An 18,518-nucleotide genomic window follows, 5' to 3' on the forward strand; every position below is an offset into this window, starting at 1 on the left:
TTTTTAAGGAATTGTATCTAATTATGGTAAATAAGTGAAATTATCTCTTCTATTTAATTTCCAACACCATTTAGCATGAGCAGAACATACAGGATTTAACTCACCATAGCTTATAACAGTAAGTTTTTTAGGATCAACTCCTAATTTTATTAAAGCATTTTTTACACTATTTGCTCTTTTAAGCCCTAAAGCATAGTTATATTCTTCTGTTCCCCACTCATCACAATTTCCCTCAATTCTTATCGTATAATTACTTGGATTATTTTTTATAATTTCAGCTAATTTTTCAACTTTTGGCCACTCTGATTTTTTAATATTATATTTATCAAAATCGAAATATATTACTATACTCGCAAGCTTTTTAGCAAATTTTTGATTATTTTGTGTTTTTGAAACAGTTACAGTAGTAGCTTCAATATTTTGCTCTTCAACAGTTGCATTTTTAGTATCAACTATTTCTTCTTGAGGTTGACTTTTTACAACTTTATCAGCTTGAATAACTTCCTCAGTATTTTTTTGTTCTGCATTCTCTAAGTTTGGCTGTTTTGAACAACCTGTAAATATTAACAATGCTGTTATTCCTGCAGTTAATGCCAATTTTTTCATTATTTGCTCCTTTTATTTTTTTACCAGTCAAACGATTGTAACTTTTTAGTAAGTGGATAATAAAAAATTTTATTTTCTCCTAATCGTATTATACCAATTTTACTAATAAAATTTTCTCTTTTTATAAACATTATAGAACTTCCATCAACAGAAAAGTTAGGATAAGAGTTTTGCCCTTTCATTGTAAGTCTTTTTAAATAATCTTCGGAATTTACTAAAAATAAATTAAAAGTATTTGTTTTAAATTCATTCGCAGTTTCTCTACTACTAATTACTAAATTATTTTGATAGGCATCAACTCCAATTTGATTCTTTCCATGGTATAATATTCTTTTAATGTATCCTGTTTTTAGATCTTTTTCAAAAACATAAGGTTTTAAATATCTATCCGATACAAAAACTATTTTGTCTCCCCAAAACTTACCATTTACATCAATACCTGGATAATTTGTGATTTTACGTAACTTTTTACTTTTTAAATCAAGCATATAAACATCAGGTTGACCTTTAGGTGCAAGAGTTAAAAGTAATTTATCACCTTTTACATCTGATACTATTAAAAGTCCAGGGGAAGAAATAATTTTTTCTCTTTTCCCTGTATAAAGATTGTATTTATATAAAGTAGGCACCCTCTCATATTTTGTAAAATATATTGTACTTTGTCTATCATCTGCCCATTTTGGAAAAATATTTAAACCGCCACTAATAATTCTTCTTCTATAAGAAAGCGTGTAATCACTTAAATAAATTGAAGCTTCTTTTGGAGCAGTTAAAACAGAATAAATAACTTTTCTTATAAGAAATTTAGCACTAGGCAATTTAAAATATTCATTAATATCATAAATAGCTCTATGTACTAAAAAAGGAAAGTATGCAAAGCTCTTTGAGCGATATTTTTTTATTAGAAATATATTATCATTTTTTAAATATTTGACAGTAAGAGTTTTTGTATTTTTATTATAAAAAAATTCAAAACTAAAAGGTGCATTATCTTTTATATCGAAATGATCTAAAACTTTAAAATCAATATCAATTATTTTTTTAACTTCTGCAGGTCCTTTATATGATATCTTAATAATTGGTTTTTCATCAATATACTTTGTAATTACATATTCCTGAGCATTTAAAAAATAAAAAAAAGTAATCATTAAAATTAATTTTCTCATTTATTCACCTTTGTTTGAAATAAGATATTTAAATCAAAACTTTGCTTAAACTTTAGATTTTTTATTCTATTGATTAATCCTTTTTGTCTAATTTTATCAATATTACTATCAAGTATTGTAACATAAATTTGACCATTGTTATTTGTAATATTAATTTTAGCATATTCTCCAGGAATATCAGATAACTCATACCATACTTCGCCTATTTTATTAATAATTTCATTAATTTGATCTTTAGTAATTTTTGTCTGCGTTCTGTTTTCATATTTTATTTCAAAATTTATATTTTTAACTTTGTTTACTAGTTTTTTCACTCGCTCTATACCTTTATATCTACTCATTTCTTCATATTTTTTTAATTTTAATGGAGCAGTATCAATATTTTCATTTACATTTTTAAAAATATCACTAAACTTTACTTTTCCTCCTTTAGTAATATTTGATTTAGAACCTGTTTTGACAGATTTTTTAACTTTTTTAATTTCTTTTTTAATTTCTTGTTTTTGTGTAGTTTTTAATATTTTTTTTGTTTTTTCTACTTGTTTTGTATTTTCTACTTTTATTACTGTATGAATTAAAACCTCTTTTTTCTTTTCTTGTTTAGGTAATAAATAAAATGTCAAAAAAAATATAATCGCAATATATATTATCAAAGAAAGAAAAAAAGAAATTAAAAGTCTCATTTAGTAAGTAATCCTATTTGAGTAAATCCTGTTTTAACAACAGCTGCATATACTTTCATAAAAGTATCATACTTAATATTTTTATCAGCTGCTATATACACTAATGAATTTTTATTAAAGTTTCCATATTTTAAATTAAAGTTTTCTAAAAAATCTTTTAAAGGAATTTTTTGTGAATTTACTATAGCAAAATTAGAGTTTGGTATAACTATTGTTATAGTAGCTTTTTTTACAGCAGGTGTAGTTTTACTACCCTCTGGCAGATTTACATTTTTCTCTTGATATGTAGTTACAGTAATAGACACCATTAAAATTGCAAGTAACACCAACATAATATCTACAAAAGGAGTTATATTTAGTTCAGGCTTTTTCATTTGCTAAGATACATATCCCTTTGCATTTTGAGTGTCAATATTAAATCTTCTACTTTTTTTGAAAGTATTTGATGAAAACTATATGCTGGTATTGCTACTAAAATACCCAAAGCAGTAGCTATTAGAGCATCCGCAATTGCTGGTGCTATCATATTAATAGTGCTAACTTGTTGTAAGCCATTAAATGCATTGAGGATGCCTATCACTGTACCAAAAAGTCCAATAAACGGTGACGTTGATGCTACAATACTTAAAAAAATAAGACCAGCATTTGCTTTTTTTCTAGCACCTTCTATACAAGCATTAAAAGTGTACTTATTAATGTTTGCAGATTTTTCAATACACGAATATAGTGAAGAAGAAATTGGGAAAACATCACTCATAATAACTGAATTAAGAGCTTCTTCTTCTTTTTTTAGCCATGAAGAAATAGAAAAATATTTATAAATAAAAACAAAAAAAACAAAAAAGAGATAAATTCCAAGCCACCCTAATACAACAATATTTATAGGGTTACTTAGAATTTTAGATATTTCTAGCAGCACTTTCTATCTTTGCCTCTACAGCTGCGAGTATTGTTTTTGAATCAGAAGCATCTCTAATAAGCTGTTTTGCTTTTTCTATTGCAGCTGCTATTTCACTCTCATTATTACCAGCAACTGGCACTGCACCCTCTGCTAATACATTAATATGATTAGGTGTAACTTCTACATATCCCCAATTTATTGCAATTACTTCTTCTTTACCATCAGCTTTTTTTAAAGAAATCACACCTGGGTTTAAATTAGTTATTAATGGAGCGTGTCCATCAAGGACACCGAATTCTCCATCAATTCCAGGAAAAGTTGCTTCTTTAATTTCCCCTTGGAAAATTCTTCCAAGAGGAGTTACTATATCAATTTTCATTTTTAAGCCTTTTGTTGCATCTTTTTAGCTTTTTCAATTGCTTCGTCTAAATCTCCTACCATATAGAATGCATTTTCAGGTAAGTCATCAACTTTACCTTCAAGAATTGCTTTAAATCCTTCAATTGTTTTATCAAGTGTTACGTATCTACCATCAGCTCCTGTAAATACTTTCGCAACAAAGAATGGTTGAGATAAGAACTTCTCAATTTTTCTTGCTCTTGCAACGATTAGTTTATCTTCTTCTGATAATTCATCCATACCTAAAATTGCAATAATATCTTGTAAGTCTTTATATTTTTGTAATACTTCTTGTACTCCTCTTGCTACTTTATAGTGCTCTTCACCTACAATTTGTGGGTCAAGAATTCTACTTGTTGAATCAAGAGGATCAACTGCTGGATAAATACCTTTTTCAGCAATTTTTCTGTTTAATACTGTTGTTGCATCAAGATGAGCAAACACTGCTGCTGGTGCTGGGTCTGTTAAGTCGTCAGCTGGTACGTAAACTGCTTGAATTGAAGTAATACTTCCTTTTTTAGTTGATGTAATTCTCTCTTGCAGTCTACCCATTTCTGTTGCAAGTGTTGGTTGATATCCAACAGCACTTGGAATTCTTCCAAGTAATGCTGACATTTCAGCACCTGCTTGAGCATATCTAAAGATGTTATCGATAAACATTAATACATCTCTATTTTCTTCATCTCTAAAATACTCAGCCATTGTAAGACCAGTAAAAGCAATTCTATTTCTACATCCAGGAGGTTCATTCATTTGACCATAGCACAGTGCAACTTTATCAAGTACCCCACTCTCTTTCATTTCATGATAAAGGTCATTACCTTCTCTTGTTCTTTCACCTACTCCAGCAAATACAGAGTATCCACTGTGTTTATATGCAACATTGTGAATAAGTTCCATAATAATAACTGTTTTACCAACTCCAGCACCACCAAATAGACCAGTTTTACCACCTTTCATATATGGACATAATAAGTCTACTACTTTGATACCTGTTTCAAAAATTTCCATTTTAGTTGATTGCTCTTCAAATGGAGGTGGATCTCTATGAATTGACCATCTTGTAACATTTTCTGGAATTGGTTCCCCACCATCAATTACATCACCTATTACATTGAAAATTCTTCCTAGAACTGCTTCACCAACAGGTACTTTAATAGGACCACCTGTAGCTATTACTTTCTCTCCTCTAGTTAAACCATCAGTTAAATCCATAGCAATAGTTCTTACAATGTTATCACCAATTTGAGCTGCAACTTCAAGTACAACTTTTCTTTTTTTACCTTCAGCTTCAAACTCTACAATAAGTGCTTCATTTATTTCAGGTACTTTATTTCCGTCAAATTCAACGTCAATAACAGGACCTAAAACTTGTATTACTTTACCTTCCATTTTACTCCTTTAGTTTTTCTTCATTGCTTCTATTGCAGTTACAATTTCTATTAGCTCTCTTGTAACGTTTTCTTGTCTTACTTTATTATATTCAAGTGTTAATTGTCTTACCATTTCCCCAGCATTATTAGTTGCTGCATCCATTGCTTGCATTCTTGCACTATGTTCACCAGCAAGTGAATCAAGTAACGAATAATACATAGTATACTCTAAATATTTTTTAACCAAGCTCTCTAAAATTACTTCATAATCATCGCTTGGTTCAACTTCTAAAAATTCTTCTTTAACTTCAGTATCCGCTTTTATTGGAAGAAGTTCATTTATATGAACTTTTTGAGTTAATTTGTTTACATATCCATTATAAATTAAGATTATATTATCAATTTCTTCATTTACAAAATCTTCATAAGACTTCTCAATAACTTCTGCAGCTTTTTTATATTCAGGTGCAGAACTTAAACCTGTAATTTCTTCATACATTTCAATTCCAACAAATTTAAAATATTCAATTGCTTTTTTACCTATTACTCTAAGTCTAATTTTAACTTTTTTTTCTTTTAATTCTTCAATTTTAGCAAGTGTTGCTTTAATTGTTTGAATATTAAATCCACCACATAAACCTTTATCAGCCGTAACAACTATTAAATCAATTTTTTCTTGTTTTTCAATATTAGCAAATGCTCTTAAGTTAATTGAATCTTTGATTGATGCAAGTTTTGCCGAAATTTCTTTAATTACTTCATCAATTTTTCTTGCATATTCGCGAGACATTAAAAGAGCTTCTTCAGCTCTTTTAAGTTTCGCTGTTGAAACGAGCTTCATAGCTCGTGTCGTTTTTTGAGTGTTTTTTACACTGTTTATTTTAGATTTTAGTTCTTTTAGAGTTGCCATTTAATTATCCTTCTGGATTGAACTGAGCCTTGAATTCTTCTAAAGCTTTTTTAAGTAACTCTTCAGTTTCTTCATCAATTTTTTGTTTTGTTCTAATATTTTCTAAAATTTGTGGATACTTAGTTTCGATAAATGGATAAAGTTCCTCTTCAAATCTTCTAACAGCTTTTACTGGAATATCATCTAAATATCCTTTAGTACCTGCATAGATTATTACTACTTGTTTTTCAATAGGTAGCGGTTGATTAGCAGGCTGTTTTAAAATTTCAACAAGTCTTTGTCCTCTTTCAAGTTGTTTTCTACTTGCTTCATCAAGATCTGAAGCAAATTGTGCAAATGCTTCAAGCTCTCTATATTGAGCAAGTTCTAGTCTAAGAGTTCCTGCTACTTGCTTAGTAGCTTTAATTTGTGCTGCACCACCAACCCTTGATACTGATAAACCTACATTAATAGCTGGTCTAATACCTTTATTGAATAGGTTAGTTTCAAGGAAAATTTGTCCATCAGTAATTGAAATTACGTTTGTTGGAATATAAGCTGCAACATCTCCACCTTTTGTTTCAATAATAGGTAATGCTGTTAAACTACCAGCACCAAGTTCATCATTTAATTTTGCAGCTCTTTCAAGTAATCTACTATGTAGATAGAATACGTCACCTGGATATGCTTCTCTTCCAGGAGGTCTTCTAAGAAGTAATGACATTTCTCTATATGCATCAGCATGTTTACTTAAGTCATCATAAACAATTAATGCATGTCTTCCATTGTTTCTAAAGTATTCACCCATAGTAACACCAGCATATGGTGCTAAAAATTTAAGAGAACTAGCTTCACTTGCACTTGCATTTACAACAATTGTATAATCCATTGCTCCATGTTCTTCAAGAATTCTTACAATATTAGCTACAGTTGATTGTTTTTGACCAATAGCTACATAAATACAAATTACATCTTGACCTTTTTGATTAATAATAGTATCAAGTGCTACTGTAGTTTTACCAGTTTGTCTATCACCAATAATAAGCTCTCTTTGTCCTCTTCCAATTGGAACCAATGCATCAATTGCTTTAATACCAGTTTGAAGTGGTTCATGAACTGATTTTCTTGCCATAATTCCAGGAGCTTTTTCTTCTACATATCTATACTCACTAGCTTCAATTTCACCTTTTCCATCAATTGGCTCACCTAAAGCATTTACCACTCTTCCAATTAGCGCTTCACCAACTGGAACTGAAATTAGTCTTCCAAGTCTCTTTACTGTACTTCCTTCTGTAATTTCAGTACCTTTACCAAGCACAACAACACCAACATTATCAGTTTCAAGGTTAAATACAAGTCCTTTTTCACCTGTCTCAAACTCTACCATTTCACCAGCCATTGCATTTGTAAGACCATAAACTTTAGCTATACCGTCTGCTGAATAGATAACTTTCCCAACCTCTTCTACATCAACTTTTAGTTCAAAGTTTTCTATTCTCTCTTTTATAATTTGCGTGATTTCTTGTACCACTTATACTCCTTTCGTTTAGTTAGATTGCTTTTAGTATTTGTTTAATTAAGTTTTGTTTGAACTTCTCTTCTGATATTGAAACTTCAACATTTAAAACATCTACAAAAACTTTAATTCCGTTTAGATCAGTATCTTTTGTTTTAAGTTTTATAGTAGCATCAAATTTTTTAGCAAGTTTTTCTTCAATAGCTTTTATAGTATCTTCACTTACTCTACCTTCTACAACACCTGAATAAGTATTAAAATGTTTTGATACAGCTGCATATAAAGATTGAAAAATTTCTTTTAAAAGATCAATTCTTTTATTTTCTAGCAAAATTTTCATAAAATTAATAAACTTTGAGTTTTCACATTCTGCTAATTGTTTTAAAATCACTACTTTTTCCTCAATACTTAAAAGTGGTGACTTTACAATAAGAATAAATTTTGGGTCTTTTGCAATTAATGAAAGCCTTGCTATTGCTTCATAAACTTCTACAATTTCATCATCTTCCTTGAGCGCTGCTAAAAGAGCTTTTACATACTTCTCAACTATCATTATGCCGCCTTTAATACTAGTTTTGCTGCATCTTCACTACTTAGATGCACATCTTTAAGTACTTCCTCTAGGAAAACTTTAACAGCAACTTGCTTAGTTTTTCTAATTTCATTCTCTTTATATTCTTCAAAGTGTTTTTGAAGAATTTTAATTTCTTCTTCTACTTGAGTTTTTATTTTTTTCTCAAGTAGCTCAGCTTCTTTTTTTGCATTTTCAACTATTTCTTCTGCTAACTTTTTAGCTTGTATAAGTTCAGCTTTTAATGCTTCTTTTTTTTCTTTTGATTCTTTTAACTTAGTTTCAATTTCTTGAAATCTACTCGCAATTTGCTCTTTTCTCTCAGAAAAAAATCTTTTTATCTTATCAGCAACTAAATACCATAAAAGTGCCGCAAAAATCACAAAGTTAATAGCTCTTGGAATAATATCTGTATGCCCACTTGCAGCTTCGCTTGCAAATACAGACACTACACCAACTACAATCAAAAGAACTTTCTTCATGCCGCATCCCTTATTTTGTTTTCAATTAATGTTTTAATTTCATTTTTGTCTTTTGATAATTCTTTAATTAATTCTTCTTTTTCTTTTTGAAGCTGAAGTCTTAATGACTCTTTAGCTTCTTCAATTTCTTTCACTTTCACTGCTTTTAATTTTTCAGCTTCTTCACTAGCTTTTAGTCTCGCTTCTTCAACAATTTTTCTTGCATCTTCTTTTGCTTCTTTTAAAATACTTTGTATTTCTTCTTCAATTTCTTTTGAATCTTGCGCATTTTTAGAGATCATTTCAAGCTCTTCTTTTAGCTTAGCTTCTCTTTCATCCATAAATTTCACTAATGGTTCAAATAACCACATTTTCAAAAGAACCATTGTTATCAGGAATATTCCTGCTATTATCAGCATTACGCCAATATTCAAGTCTAACATCAAGTCTCCTTTTTGGTGGAATTTTAACATAAATTTAATTTATATTATCCAAAAGTTTTTTTAATTTTTCTAAATCTGTTTCATTTTTAAACTTAATTTTAATATAATCAGTTCCTAGCTCCGTTTTTAATCCCAGTTTCTTAAATTCATAATTAATTTCTACTAACTCATTATTTATTAAATTTTCATTTTTTTCTTTTTTCTTAATGTTTTTTATAAGTTTTTCAGTATCCCTAACGCTTAAATTTTCTTTTTCAATTTTGCGAGAAACTTCTAAAGCCTTCGTTTTATCTAACCCAACTAAAATTTTTGCATGACCAATACTTATTTTGTTATCCCTAATTTTTTCTATTACCTCTTCTGGAAGGTTTAATACTCTTAGCATATTTGTTATATAGGTTCTACTTTTACCTAAATTTTTTGCTAATTCTTCATGGGTAAAACCATATTTCTTTATAAGCTCATGTAAAGATAAAGCAACTTCAATAGGATTTAAATCTTCTCTTTGAATATTCTCAATTAACGCATATTCTCTTAAATCATCAAGCGTGTAATCAACTATAATTGCTCTTATTTTTTCTTTTCCAATTAATTTTGTAGCCCTAAGCCTTCTCTCACCAGAAACTAAAATATAGTTATTATCTTTTTTAATTACTAAAATTGGCTGTAAAAGCCCGTGTCTTTTTATAGACTCAGCTAATTCTTTTATAGACTCTTCACTAAACTCTTTTCTTGGTTGATATGGGTTTGGAATAATTTTTTCGATTTCAATTTCATTTACACCACACTCTGGTAGTCCTTTTAAATAGCCAGCTTCAGCATCTTCTAAAATAGCACCAAGCCCACGACCTAGTCTTTTCATTCATTACTCTCCAATATTTTTTTTGCAAGCATTTCATAGGCTATAGCACCACTGCTTTTTATGTCATATAAAATAATAGGCTTACCAAAACTTGGAGCTTCTGCAAGTCTAACATTTCTAGGAATTATTAAAAAATCACCATCTTCATTTATAAATAACTTATCTCTAAAATGTCTAACAATATCTGCTAAAACCTGTTTTGAGAGATTATTCTTTTTAGCATACATTGTAGGAAGAAGCCCTTTTATTTTTAATTTTGGATTTGTAGTATGTTGAAGAAGTTTTATAGTTTTCATCAGTTGAGCTAATCCCTCAAGCGCAAAAAATTCAGTTTGAATTGGTATTATTACACTATCACTTGCATTAAGAGCATTTACTGTAATAAGACCTAAAGTTGGGGGAGTATCAATAATAATATAGTCATATTCTTTATTTAGTTCTTTTATTCTCTTTTTTAAAATCATCTCTTTATCATCAAAATCTTCAAACTCTCTTTCAATTCCTACAAGACCAATATTTGATGGAATAAGTTCAAGTGTTGGTAAAGTTGTATTCAAAACTACTTCATTAATATTTTTACTACCAATTAAAACATGATACAAATTATATTCATAATCACTTTTATAAAATCCAAGTGAAGATGTTGCATTGGCTTGTGGGTCAGCATCAATTAGTAATACTTTTTTATCAGCAATAGCTAAACTCGCTGCTAAATTAACTGCCGTAGTTGTTTTACCCACCCCGCCTTTTTGATTTGCTACAGAAATTATTTCTATCATCGTTTTGAATACACCCTTTTATTATTTTTTAAAATAGCACCATCAAGCCCTAAATCTCCATCTATTTTAAACAAACTTTTTGTCTTTTCAAACTCTATTTTATATTCTTTTATAACTTGAAAAAAATTTATTTTACTCTCTAATCTTTTAAAAAACTCTTTTAAAATTTTATCATTTTTTATTTCAATATCCAAACTTCCAAAGATTAAACTCGGAGAATATTTTGTATTAAGTCCTATTCCACATATCAAAATATCTCTTTTTATATTTGTAATAACTCCACCAACTTTTAAAGGTTTTTCTTTTATAAGATAAATATCATTTGGCCATTTTAACACTACTTCACTTCCAAAACTATTTAAAGTTTTTTTAAAAATCCAGCCAAAATAAATAGATAAACTTTGTAATGGAATACCTTTAAATTCATCCACCTTATAAGCAAAAGAAAAAAATAAGTTCCCCCTCTTTCCAATCCACTTATTGCCTCTACTACCAATTCCATCGGTCTGAAATTCAGACCAAATACATACAGGCAACTCATATTTTTGAAAATTCTTAAGTAAATGCTTTTGTGTTGAATCTATTTTATCAAAATAAATAAATTTTATACTTCTCACTTTTTACTTCTCACTTTTCACTTAAAATATTATCCCCCTGTTTTAATCTTTTTCCATTTATATAATCAATTGCTTTTACTTCTTTTTTCCCTGGTGATTGAATTTTAATCAGTTTAACCTTACCTCTATCACATCCAACAACTACACCATCATTAATTTCTAAAATTTCGCCTCTTTTATTTACTGAGTCTAAATCAATAATTTCCATCTCATTGATCTTGAATTTATCACAAAATATACCAGGCCAAGGCTGAAAAGCTCTATATTTTCTATCAATAGTTAGCGCAGATGAAAAATCAACAAATCCATCTTCTTTTTTGATTTTTGGTGAATAAGAAGCTAAAAGATCACTTTGTTTTAATGGTTTTATTTTAGAAAAGTTTTTAAGGGTATAGATTATCTGTTTTGATGCAATATCAGCTAATTCATCAAATAAATCAATACTATTCTTTTTTCCTATTTCAGTATAGTCCCAAGTTAAAATATCCCCAGTATCAAGACCTTTGTCCATAAGCATAGAAGTAACACCTGTATATTTATCTCCGTTTAAAATTGCACTTTGAATTGGACTTGCACCTCTATATTTTGGAAGAAGTGAAGCATGTAGATTAATACAAGGAAATAGTTTTAAAATATTTTCTGGCAAAATTAACCCATATGCTGCAACTACTATAAAATCAGGTTTTAAAGATTTTAGTATTTCATCATTTTTAAGAGTAGTCGGAGTGTAAACACTAAATCCTTTATGCAGCGCATATTTTTTAACAGGTGTAGGAGTTAAAACTTTTTTTCTACCAACCGGTTTATCCGGTTGAGTGTAAACAGCTAAAATTTCAAAATGATTTTGTAATTCATCTAATATTTTTACTGCATAATCAGGACTTCCCATAAAAACTATTTTTTTCATTTTTTTCATTCTCCCTTTATACCCTATAATTGTTTATTATACATTCTCAATTCTACATTCTCAACTAATTTTATATCATCATTCCTTTAATCATAAAGAAAATCATAGCCGCTAACACTGCTGCTACAGGTACTGTAATTATCCAAGCAGCAATTATTTTTTTGAATAAATCTCTTTTTACGTATTTTACTTTTTCTTCTTTTTTAAGAATCTTTTTATATCTCTTAATACTTTTTTCAATATCTTCTATCATTTCAATGAGATCCACAATTCTTTTATAGTCATCTTTACTTTTGTCTGTTTTTTCTTGTAAATCCTGAAGTTCTAATTCATAAACTTTTAATCTTTTTTCAAAATTTTCAATCTCTTTTTCAATTTCATCTTCTCTTTGTACAACTAAATGAAGCCATTCTCTCAAAAATCCAACCCCAAAAATCGCACCAACAGCAATATGTGTTGAACTTACTGGAAGCCCAAGTTGTGAAGCAATGATTACTGTAATAGCAGCTGCTAAAGCTACACAAAAACCTCTAATAGGATCAATTTTTGTAATTTCATCCCCCACAGTTTTAATAAGTCTTGGACCATAAAGAGCAAGGCCTATTGATATACCAAGTGCCCCAATAGCCATAACCCAAAAAGGAATAGCAGATTTACTTGAAATACCTCCACTCATAACAGCATCACTAATTGCTGCAAGAGGTCCAACTGCATTTGCAACATCATTAGCGCCATGAGCAAAACTAAGAAGTGCTGCCGCAAAAATAAGAGGCACAGTAAAATACTTATTAATTTCCTCTCTAGTATTTTGAATTTCTTCTTTTTTAAGCTTTATTGACATTAAAAAATATACTATAACAGCAAATATTAAACCAAAAGTTGAAGCTACACCAAATGTAGGCTTTTTAGTAGAAGGAAGAAAAGATAAAATATTGGTTATATCAACCCATATGTGTTTTAAACCTTTTATTGTTAAATATGTTATAAATGCCCAAGTCATAATAGCTACATAAATTGGAACCCAAGTTCTCGCTGCACTAACTTTATCCTCTTTAAAAATAATTGTCTTTTTAATTGCATAAAGAAAAGTAGCTGCAATAATTCCACCAAGAACTGGCGATATAACCCAAGAAGCAGCGATTTTCCCCATTGTCATCCAATTAACTATTTCAAAACCTGCAGCAGCGATTCCAGCACCCATTACACCACCTACAATTGAATGGGTAGTAGATACTGGTGCTTTAAATGCTGTTGCAAGATTAAGCCATAAAGCTGCTGCAAGTAATGCTGACATCATAGCCCATATAAATATATCAACATTTCCATTAAATGCATTAATATCAATAATACCTTTTCTAATAGTATTTGTTACATCAGCACCTGCTATAAGTGCCCCTGCTGCTTCAAAAATAGCAGCAATAATAATTGCCCCTGTCAAACTTAATGCTCTGCTACCAACCGCGGGACCAACATTATTGGCAACATCATTTGCACCTATATTCATAGCCATATACGCACCAAAAACTGTAGCAATTACTAAAAATAAGTTATTTGGAACATTCCCAGTTTTTGCATAGGTATAAAGGACAACTAATGCTATGAATAAAAGTCCTATACCAAACCTCATTAAATCCACTCCAGCAGATTTTCTTGCTTTTTTTTCTAGTTTGGAGATTGTTTGTAGCTCCATTACACCCTCTTTTTTAGAGGAAATTTTACAAAAAGAAATAGAAGTTGTAAATGAAGATTAATATTGTCTGAATTCTTTTATAAATAATATCTATTTAAAGTTAAAGACATTTATCTAATTAAATTGTCAAAGTTGATCTGAAAAATTTAAAAATAATCTAAACCCACTAAATGTAGATATTATTTTTTTAGAAAGTACAAAAGAAAAAAATTAACCAAATTTTCCTGAAATATAATCTGCCGTATGTTTTTTTTGAGGATTTAGGAAAATTTGCTCAGTTGTTCCAAATTCAACAAGTTCTCCCAAATACATATAAGCTGTAAAATCACTAACACGACTTGCTTGTTGCATATTGTGAGTTACTATTACTATAGTTACTTTATCTTTTAGTTTTGTAACTAACTCTTCAATTGCAATAGTTGAAATTGGATCAAGAGCACTTGTTGGTTCATCCATTAAAAGTACTTCTGGCTCAACTGCAATAGCTCTTGCAATACAGAGTCTTTGTTGCTGACCTCCACTTAAACCTCTTGCATCATCTTTTAATCTATCTTTTACTTCATTCCAAAGTGCTGCATCTTTTAAGGCAACCTCAACTTTTTCATCTAAAAGCTCTTTATTTTTAATCCCCATAAGTCTTAAACCATAAGCAATATTATCATAAATACTCATTGGAAATGGAGTTGGCTTTTGAAAAATCATTCCAACTCTTTGACGAAGGCGAATTAGTTCATTTTCTTTTTTATACTCTAAAATATTTTCCATCTCTTCTGTTTCAAGATTTTTAAGCAATATCTCACCTTCATACTTATTGCCAGGATACAAATCATGAATTCTATTAAGGCTTCTTAGAAGTGTAGATTTACCACATCCACTAGGACCAATAAGAGCTGTTACTTTTTTTTCATATATTGGAAGATTAATACTTTTGAGACTCGGCTTACTAGCCCCTGCATATGTAAAACTAAAATTTTTTATATCCATTACTTTTTCTAAATTCATTTCTTTTTCTCCTTAACTATATATCTACCAATTAAATTAATTAATAATACAAATAAAGTTAATAAAAATGCCCCTGCCCATGCAATATCAACTAAACTTTTATCAGGCATTGTAGCAAGATTATATATTGCAACAGTTAAACTTGGGAAGTTTTGATTAAGATTTAGTGTAAAATATTCATTATTCCCACTTGTAAAAAGAAGTGGTGCAGTCTCACCAATTATTCTTGCAAAAGCAAGTAAAAGTCCTGTCATAATACCAACTTTTGCAGCTTTAAGTATAATATCAAAAATAACTTTATATTTTGGCGCTCCTATTGCAACACCTGCTTCTCTAAGCTCTTTTGGCACAAGCCCTAACATATCATCAGTAGTTCTAACTACAATAGGGATCATCATCACTGCAAGAGCAACAGCTCCAGCCCATCCACTCATATGCCCTATTGGATTAACTAAAACTGCATATATAAATGTACCAATTACAATGCTTGGTGCAGACATCATTACATCACTTAAGTTTCTAATAAACTGAGCATACTTATTTCCAAAAGAATACTCTTGTAAGTAAATTCCGGCAATCATTCCAATTGGAACTCCAATTAATACAGCAATAAATGCTAATATAAACTGACCAATAAGTAAATTCCTAAGCCCATTATTTACCAAATCATTCGTAAAAATATGTAAATTAATTGCACTAATTCCTTTAATAGTTAAGGTAATTAATATCCAAAACAAAAATACAAGCCCTAAAATTGCTGCAAGAGTAGATAAAAACAACACAACTTTGTTGATAATTAGTCTCATTTATATCCTTTATAAAAAGTATTAAAGGTTGTAGAAGTTTTATAGGTAATAAATATATTATATATAGTTATCACCTCTACTACCTTTACTACCTCTACAACTTTTCCGCCTATCATTTCTTATCCCTTAAAAAGTAAAACTTTGCAAAACTAATTACAATAAATGAAACTGCAAATAAAATTAATGCTAAATAAAATAAAACACTAAGGCTCATTCCACTACTTTCTGCAAAATTATTTGCTAATACTACTGGAATTGATACAGTTGGGTCTGTTATATTTTGTGGTAATTTAAATACTCCTCCGATTACAAATGCAACTGCCATTGTTTCACCAAGTGCACGTCCTAGGGCTAAAATCATACTACCAATTATTCCACTTTTTGCATATGGAAAAATAACATCTTTTATTACTTCAAATTTTGTAGCTCCCATTGCATAAGCTGATTCTTTTAATACGCTAGGCGTTGTTTTCATACTATCTCTAGTTAAACTTGCCATAAAAGGAATAATCATAATACCAAGTACAAGACCTGCAACTAATAAACTAACACTTCCTCCACCAAAAATTTTACTAATTAAAGGTCCAAAATAAAATAGACCCCACATACCATAAATAATACTTGGAATTGCTGCAAGAAGTTCTATAGCAAGTCCCACAGGTTTTGCAATAAAAGGAGGTGCAATTTCTGATAAAAATATCGCAATCCCCATTGCAATAGGCACTGCAAAAATCAGTGCTATTATAGTTGATAGAATTGTCCCAACAATTGGAATAAGGCCACCATAAATGACTTTATCGCTAGTATTTTTATTTGTTATTCCTTCTTCATCTGTTACAATATCCTCATCATTAATTGGAATATTTTCATCATCACTATTTATTGTGTCGGCTCCAATATCTTCCTCTGGTATTACGATATTTTCATTATCTGTTACAACAGTTTGAATATTTTTACCATCATTTTGATTAATACTTACCAATACATCCCATCTAGGGTCTATTATAAACTTAATTCCATATTCTTTAATCGCTGGCTTAGCATAAATAAACAAAACAATAAAAATACTGGTAAGTATTAAAAGAATAGTAGTAGCACTAAGAGCAGATAAGCGCTTAAAAAAACTTTCCATTAAGTCCCTTTTGTTTTATGAAATTATAAACAAAAAAGAAAAGGATTTAAAGTCCTTTTCTTTTAGTGAATGCCTTTTTGCTGCCAATATTTTTTAACCTCAGCTTTTACACTACTTGGAAGTGGAATATACCCAAGTTTAGAAGCTACTTCATCGTGATCGTATGCATATGAGAAAAACTCTGTAACTTTTTTATTAGTATTAACTTTTTCTTTTGGAAGTAAAATAAAAGTTGCTGCAATAATAGGGTATCCTTTTTTAGGATAAGCAATCACTTTATAAAAATCATTTTTTGGACTAAATCCAGCATAAGCTGCACCTTTTGCAAAATTTTCAGGTTTTGGTTCAACAAACTTCCCATCTCTTGCTTGAATTGTTGCCATTTTAAGATTATTTTTAAGTGCATCTGCAAAATCCACATACCCGATAGAATAAGGATTTGTTTTAATTGCAGCACTCACTCCAAAGTTACCCTTACCTGCTATTCCCCTTCCTTGTTCATCAGTTGGCCAATTGATTAGTTTTCTTGCACCATAATATTTTCTCCAAATACTACTCATTTTACTTAAATAATATGTAAAATTAAAAGTAGTTCCTGATTTATCACTTCTATGAACAAAAATAATTTTTTTATGAGGCAGTTTTGCATCAGGATTGTATTTAGCTATTAATGGATTATCCCAGTATTGAATAGTTCCAAGTACAATACCTTCAATTGCCGCTTCACTAAGTTTTAATTTATTAACTCCTGGAATATTATAACTTAATACTATCCCACCAACTACTGTAGGGAATTGATAAAGTTTAGCTTTTTTTAATGTTCTAGGACTAAGTGGTTTATCAGTCCCACCAAAATCAACATGTCTTGCTGCAACTTCTTTTATTCCTGTTCCACTTCCAGTTGGTGTATAGTTTACTTTGTTTCCACTTTCTTGATAATATCCTTTTATCCATTGTTTATAAACTGGATATGGAAACGAAGCACCTGTACCATTAATTGTCCATGCAAAACTACTAACTGCTGCTATTGTAAGACCAGCAATAAATTTTTTCATTTTCTCTCCTTAATTAATTTTTGAAATTATAAAGATAAAAAATAACAATTTGATAACATATAGTTTTTCCTAGTGTGATATAATAACTCTAAAAAAGGAAAATTATGATAATAGAACAAAAATTAGAAGAATTAAATGAAAAATTTTATTCATATGTTTTAGCTATTGAAGACTCTCTTCAAAAAAAAGATTTAACAGATGAGTTTTTTTTAATTGATTTAAAAGAATTTGATAATGAAGTAATAAAAGTATTAGCACTTTACCATCCACAAGGTGAATTTTTAAGAGAAGCTGTTGCATATCTTAAAATCACATCTTTTCTAACAAAAATTAGAAAATCTGTAAAAGCTTTTATCAAAAAATACGATTTTTCAAATGAAAAAATTGATGCTCTTTATCAAAACGCTTTAAGTTCGATAACAACTTTGAAACTAGCAATAAAAAGTGAAACAATAGAAGATGCTTATTCAACTATTATTAGTTATGAAAAAATAGCAGATGAAATATATAAAGAATTAGTCCTTCAAATAAAAGAGATGGATAATATTGACGAAATTTTAAAAACACTCAATATTGCAAAAAAACTTGAAAGAATTAGCGATAGTGTAAAAACAATTGCGAAATATATGCTTTTTGCAAAAGAAGGAATTGATATATAAG

General features: G+C 29.4%; 22 protein-coding genes. 1 reads left to right on the plus strand and 21 read right to left on the minus strand.

The features are described 5' to 3' along the window. Window positions 1-21 precede the first annotated feature (21 nt). From ACYQ1U_RS04230 to pstS, 21 genes are all read right to left on the minus strand, one after another. Window positions 22-606, minus strand: a complete 585-nt coding sequence (locus ACYQ1U_RS04230; protein ID WP_459884675.1) for an OmpA family protein — start codon at window positions 604-606, stop codon at window positions 22-24. 20 nt (window positions 607-626) lie between these two features. Beyond that, window positions 627-1,772: a Tol-Pal system protein TolB gene (locus ACYQ1U_RS04235; RefSeq protein WP_459884677.1), complete on the minus strand. Its 1,146-nt coding sequence runs from the start codon at window positions 1,770-1,772 to the stop codon at window positions 627-629. Continuing rightward, window positions 1,769-2,455, minus strand: coding sequence for a hypothetical protein (locus ACYQ1U_RS04240; protein WP_459884679.1), 687 nt, complete (start codon window positions 2,453-2,455; stop codon window positions 1,769-1,771). The genes ACYQ1U_RS04235 and ACYQ1U_RS04240 overlap by 4 nt, the downstream gene beginning before the upstream one ends. Further along, window positions 2,452-2,829: an ExbD/TolR family protein gene (locus ACYQ1U_RS04245; protein ID WP_459884681.1), complete on the minus strand. Its 378-nt coding sequence runs from the start codon at window positions 2,827-2,829 to the stop codon at window positions 2,452-2,454. The genes ACYQ1U_RS04240 and ACYQ1U_RS04245 overlap by 4 nt, the downstream gene beginning before the upstream one ends. Further along, window positions 2,826-3,374: a MotA/TolQ/ExbB proton channel family protein gene (locus ACYQ1U_RS04250; RefSeq protein ID WP_459884683.1), complete on the minus strand. Its 549-nt coding sequence runs from the start codon at window positions 3,372-3,374 to the stop codon at window positions 2,826-2,828. Before ACYQ1U_RS04250 ends, ACYQ1U_RS04245 begins: the two co-directional genes overlap by 4 nt. Further along, window positions 3,355-3,735 (minus strand): ATP synthase F1 subunit epsilon, encoded by a 381-nt coding sequence (gene atpC, locus ACYQ1U_RS04255; protein WP_459884685.1) that lies wholly within the window; start codon window positions 3,733-3,735, stop codon window positions 3,355-3,357. The genes ACYQ1U_RS04250 and atpC overlap by 20 nt, the downstream gene beginning before the upstream one ends. Window positions 3,736-3,737: 2 nt before the next feature. Continuing rightward, on the minus strand, window positions 3,738-5,147 hold the full coding sequence (gene atpD / locus ACYQ1U_RS04260; protein ID WP_459884687.1) for a F0F1 ATP synthase subunit beta: 1,410 nt from the start codon (window positions 5,145-5,147) through the stop codon (window positions 3,738-3,740). A gap of 9 nt (window positions 5,148-5,156) precedes the next feature. Next, window positions 5,157-6,038 carry an ATP synthase F1 subunit gamma gene (gene atpG, locus ACYQ1U_RS04265; RefSeq protein ID WP_459884689.1) on the minus strand — a complete coding sequence of 294 codons (882 nt, stop codon included), beginning with the start codon at window positions 6,036-6,038 and terminating at the stop codon, window positions 5,157-5,159. A 4-nt stretch (window positions 6,039-6,042) separates the two neighbouring features. Then, a complete protein-coding gene (gene atpA / locus ACYQ1U_RS04270; protein ID WP_459884691.1) occupies window positions 6,043-7,548 on the minus strand; it encodes a F0F1 ATP synthase subunit alpha in 1,506 nt (501 codons plus the stop codon). 19 nt (window positions 7,549-7,567) lie between these two features. Next, complete coding sequence (locus ACYQ1U_RS04275) at window positions 7,568-8,086, minus strand: F0F1 ATP synthase subunit delta (RefSeq protein WP_459884693.1); 519 nt, start codon at window positions 8,084-8,086, stop codon at window positions 7,568-7,570. Further along, on the minus strand, window positions 8,086-8,586 hold the full coding sequence (locus ACYQ1U_RS04280; protein WP_459884695.1) for a F0F1 ATP synthase subunit B family protein: 501 nt from the start codon (window positions 8,584-8,586) through the stop codon (window positions 8,086-8,088). The genes ACYQ1U_RS04275 and ACYQ1U_RS04280 overlap by 1 nt, the downstream gene beginning before the upstream one ends. Further along, window positions 8,583-9,008: a F0F1 ATP synthase subunit B family protein gene (locus tag ACYQ1U_RS04285; RefSeq protein WP_459884697.1), complete on the minus strand. Its 426-nt coding sequence runs from the start codon at window positions 9,006-9,008 to the stop codon at window positions 8,583-8,585. Before ACYQ1U_RS04285 ends, ACYQ1U_RS04280 begins: the two co-directional genes overlap by 4 nt. Window positions 9,009-9,042: 34 nt before the next feature. Next, window positions 9,043-9,870 (minus strand): ParB/RepB/Spo0J family partition protein, encoded by an 828-nt coding sequence (locus ACYQ1U_RS04290; RefSeq protein WP_459884699.1) that lies wholly within the window; start codon window positions 9,868-9,870, stop codon window positions 9,043-9,045. Next, complete coding sequence (locus tag ACYQ1U_RS04295; RefSeq protein ID WP_459884701.1) at window positions 9,867-10,649, minus strand: ParA family protein; 783 nt, start codon at window positions 10,647-10,649, stop codon at window positions 9,867-9,869. The genes ACYQ1U_RS04290 and ACYQ1U_RS04295 overlap by 4 nt, the downstream gene beginning before the upstream one ends. Next, window positions 10,646-11,266, minus strand: a complete 621-nt coding sequence (locus tag ACYQ1U_RS04300; protein WP_459884703.1) for a biotin--[acetyl-CoA-carboxylase] ligase — start codon at window positions 11,264-11,266, stop codon at window positions 10,646-10,648. Before ACYQ1U_RS04300 ends, ACYQ1U_RS04295 begins: the two co-directional genes overlap by 4 nt. Before the next feature lie 10 nt (window positions 11,267-11,276). Beyond that, on the minus strand, window positions 11,277-12,173 hold the full coding sequence (fmt, locus tag ACYQ1U_RS04305; RefSeq protein ID WP_459884705.1) for a methionyl-tRNA formyltransferase: 897 nt from the start codon (window positions 12,171-12,173) through the stop codon (window positions 11,277-11,279). Window positions 12,174-12,243: 70 nt separating this feature from the next. Next, complete coding sequence (locus tag ACYQ1U_RS04310; protein WP_459884707.1) at window positions 12,244-13,863, minus strand: inorganic phosphate transporter; 1,620 nt, start codon at window positions 13,861-13,863, stop codon at window positions 12,244-12,246. A gap of 210 nt (window positions 13,864-14,073) precedes the next feature. Then, window positions 14,074-14,865, minus strand: a complete 792-nt coding sequence (gene pstB, locus ACYQ1U_RS04315; protein WP_459884709.1) for a phosphate ABC transporter ATP-binding protein PstB — start codon at window positions 14,863-14,865, stop codon at window positions 14,074-14,076. Continuing rightward, a complete protein-coding gene (gene pstA / locus ACYQ1U_RS04320) occupies window positions 14,862-15,671 on the minus strand; it encodes a phosphate ABC transporter permease PstA (RefSeq protein ID WP_459884711.1) in 810 nt (269 codons plus the stop codon). The genes pstB and pstA overlap by 4 nt, the downstream gene beginning before the upstream one ends. Before the next feature lie 112 nt (window positions 15,672-15,783). Further along, window positions 15,784-16,803: a phosphate ABC transporter permease subunit PstC gene (pstC, locus tag ACYQ1U_RS04325; protein WP_459884713.1), complete on the minus strand. Its 1,020-nt coding sequence runs from the start codon at window positions 16,801-16,803 to the stop codon at window positions 15,784-15,786. 62 nt (window positions 16,804-16,865) lie between these two features. Continuing rightward, window positions 16,866-17,858 carry a phosphate ABC transporter substrate-binding protein PstS gene (pstS, locus tag ACYQ1U_RS04330; RefSeq protein WP_459884715.1) on the minus strand — a complete coding sequence of 331 codons (993 nt, stop codon included), beginning with the start codon at window positions 17,856-17,858 and terminating at the stop codon, window positions 16,866-16,868. Between the two features lie 104 nt (window positions 17,859-17,962). On the opposite strand from pstS, the gene ACYQ1U_RS04335 reads away from it, so the two are divergent. Then, complete coding sequence (locus ACYQ1U_RS04335; protein ID WP_459884717.1) at window positions 17,963-18,517, plus strand: PhoU domain-containing protein; 555 nt, start codon at window positions 17,963-17,965, stop codon at window positions 18,515-18,517. Window position 18,518: the final 1 nt, after the last annotated feature.

It is taken from the genome of Caminibacter profundus, assembly GCF_054657155.1.

Excerpts from the sequence above, each read along its gene's own strand:
- ACYQ1U_RS04230 (WP_459884675.1), bottom strand. The coding sequence starts at position 606 with ATGAAAAAATTGGCATTAACTGCAGGAATAACAGCATTGTTAATATTT.
- ACYQ1U_RS04235 (WP_459884677.1), bottom strand. The coding sequence starts at position 1,772 with ATGAGAAAATTAATTTTAATGATTACTTTTTTTTATTTTTTAAATGCT.
- ACYQ1U_RS04240 (WP_459884679.1), bottom strand. The coding sequence starts at position 2,455 with ATGAGACTTTTAATTTCTTTTTTTCTTTCTTTGATAATATATATTGCG.
- ACYQ1U_RS04245 (WP_459884681.1), bottom strand. The coding sequence starts at position 2,829 with ATGAAAAAGCCTGAACTAAATATAACTCCTTTTGTAGATATTATGTTG.
- atpC (WP_459884685.1), bottom strand. The coding sequence starts at position 3,735 with ATGAAAATTGATATAGTAACTCCTCTTGGAAGAATTTTCCAAGGGGAA.
- atpD (WP_459884687.1), bottom strand. The coding sequence starts at position 5,147 with ATGGAAGGTAAAGTAATACAAGTTTTAGGTCCTGTTATTGACGTTGAA.
- atpG (WP_459884689.1), bottom strand. The coding sequence starts at position 6,038 with ATGGCAACTCTAAAAGAACTAAAATCTAAAATAAACAGTGTAAAAAAC.
- ACYQ1U_RS04275 (WP_459884693.1), bottom strand. The coding sequence starts at position 8,086 with ATGATAGTTGAGAAGTATGTAAAAGCTCTTTTAGCAGCGCTCAAGGAA.
- ACYQ1U_RS04280 (WP_459884695.1), bottom strand. The coding sequence starts at position 8,586 with ATGAAGAAAGTTCTTTTGATTGTAGTTGGTGTAGTGTCTGTATTTGCA.
- ACYQ1U_RS04285 (WP_459884697.1), bottom strand. The coding sequence starts at position 9,008 with ATGTTAGACTTGAATATTGGCGTAATGCTGATAATAGCAGGAATATTC.
- ACYQ1U_RS04290 (WP_459884699.1), bottom strand. The coding sequence starts at position 9,870 with ATGAAAAGACTAGGTCGTGGGCTTGGTGCTATTTTAGAAGATGCTGAA.
- ACYQ1U_RS04295 (WP_459884701.1), bottom strand. The coding sequence starts at position 10,649 with ATGATAGAAATAATTTCTGTAGCAAATCAAAAAGGCGGGGTGGGTAAA.
- fmt (WP_459884705.1), bottom strand. The coding sequence starts at position 12,173 with ATGAAAAAAATAGTTTTTATGGGAAGTCCTGATTATGCAGTAAAAATA.
- ACYQ1U_RS04310 (WP_459884707.1), bottom strand. The coding sequence starts at position 13,863 with ATGGAGCTACAAACAATCTCCAAACTAGAAAAAAAAGCAAGAAAATCT.
- pstB (WP_459884709.1), bottom strand. The coding sequence starts at position 14,865 with ATGAATTTAGAAAAAGTAATGGATATAAAAAATTTTAGTTTTACATAT.
- pstA (WP_459884711.1), bottom strand. The coding sequence starts at position 15,671 with ATGAGACTAATTATCAACAAAGTTGTGTTGTTTTTATCTACTCTTGCA.
- pstC (WP_459884713.1), bottom strand. The coding sequence starts at position 16,803 with ATGGAAAGTTTTTTTAAGCGCTTATCTGCTCTTAGTGCTACTACTATT.
- pstS (WP_459884715.1), bottom strand. The coding sequence starts at position 17,858 with ATGAAAAAATTTATTGCTGGTCTTACAATAGCAGCAGTTAGTAGTTTT.
- ACYQ1U_RS04335 (WP_459884717.1), top strand. The coding sequence starts at position 17,963 with ATGATAATAGAACAAAAATTAGAAGAATTAAATGAAAAATTTTATTCA.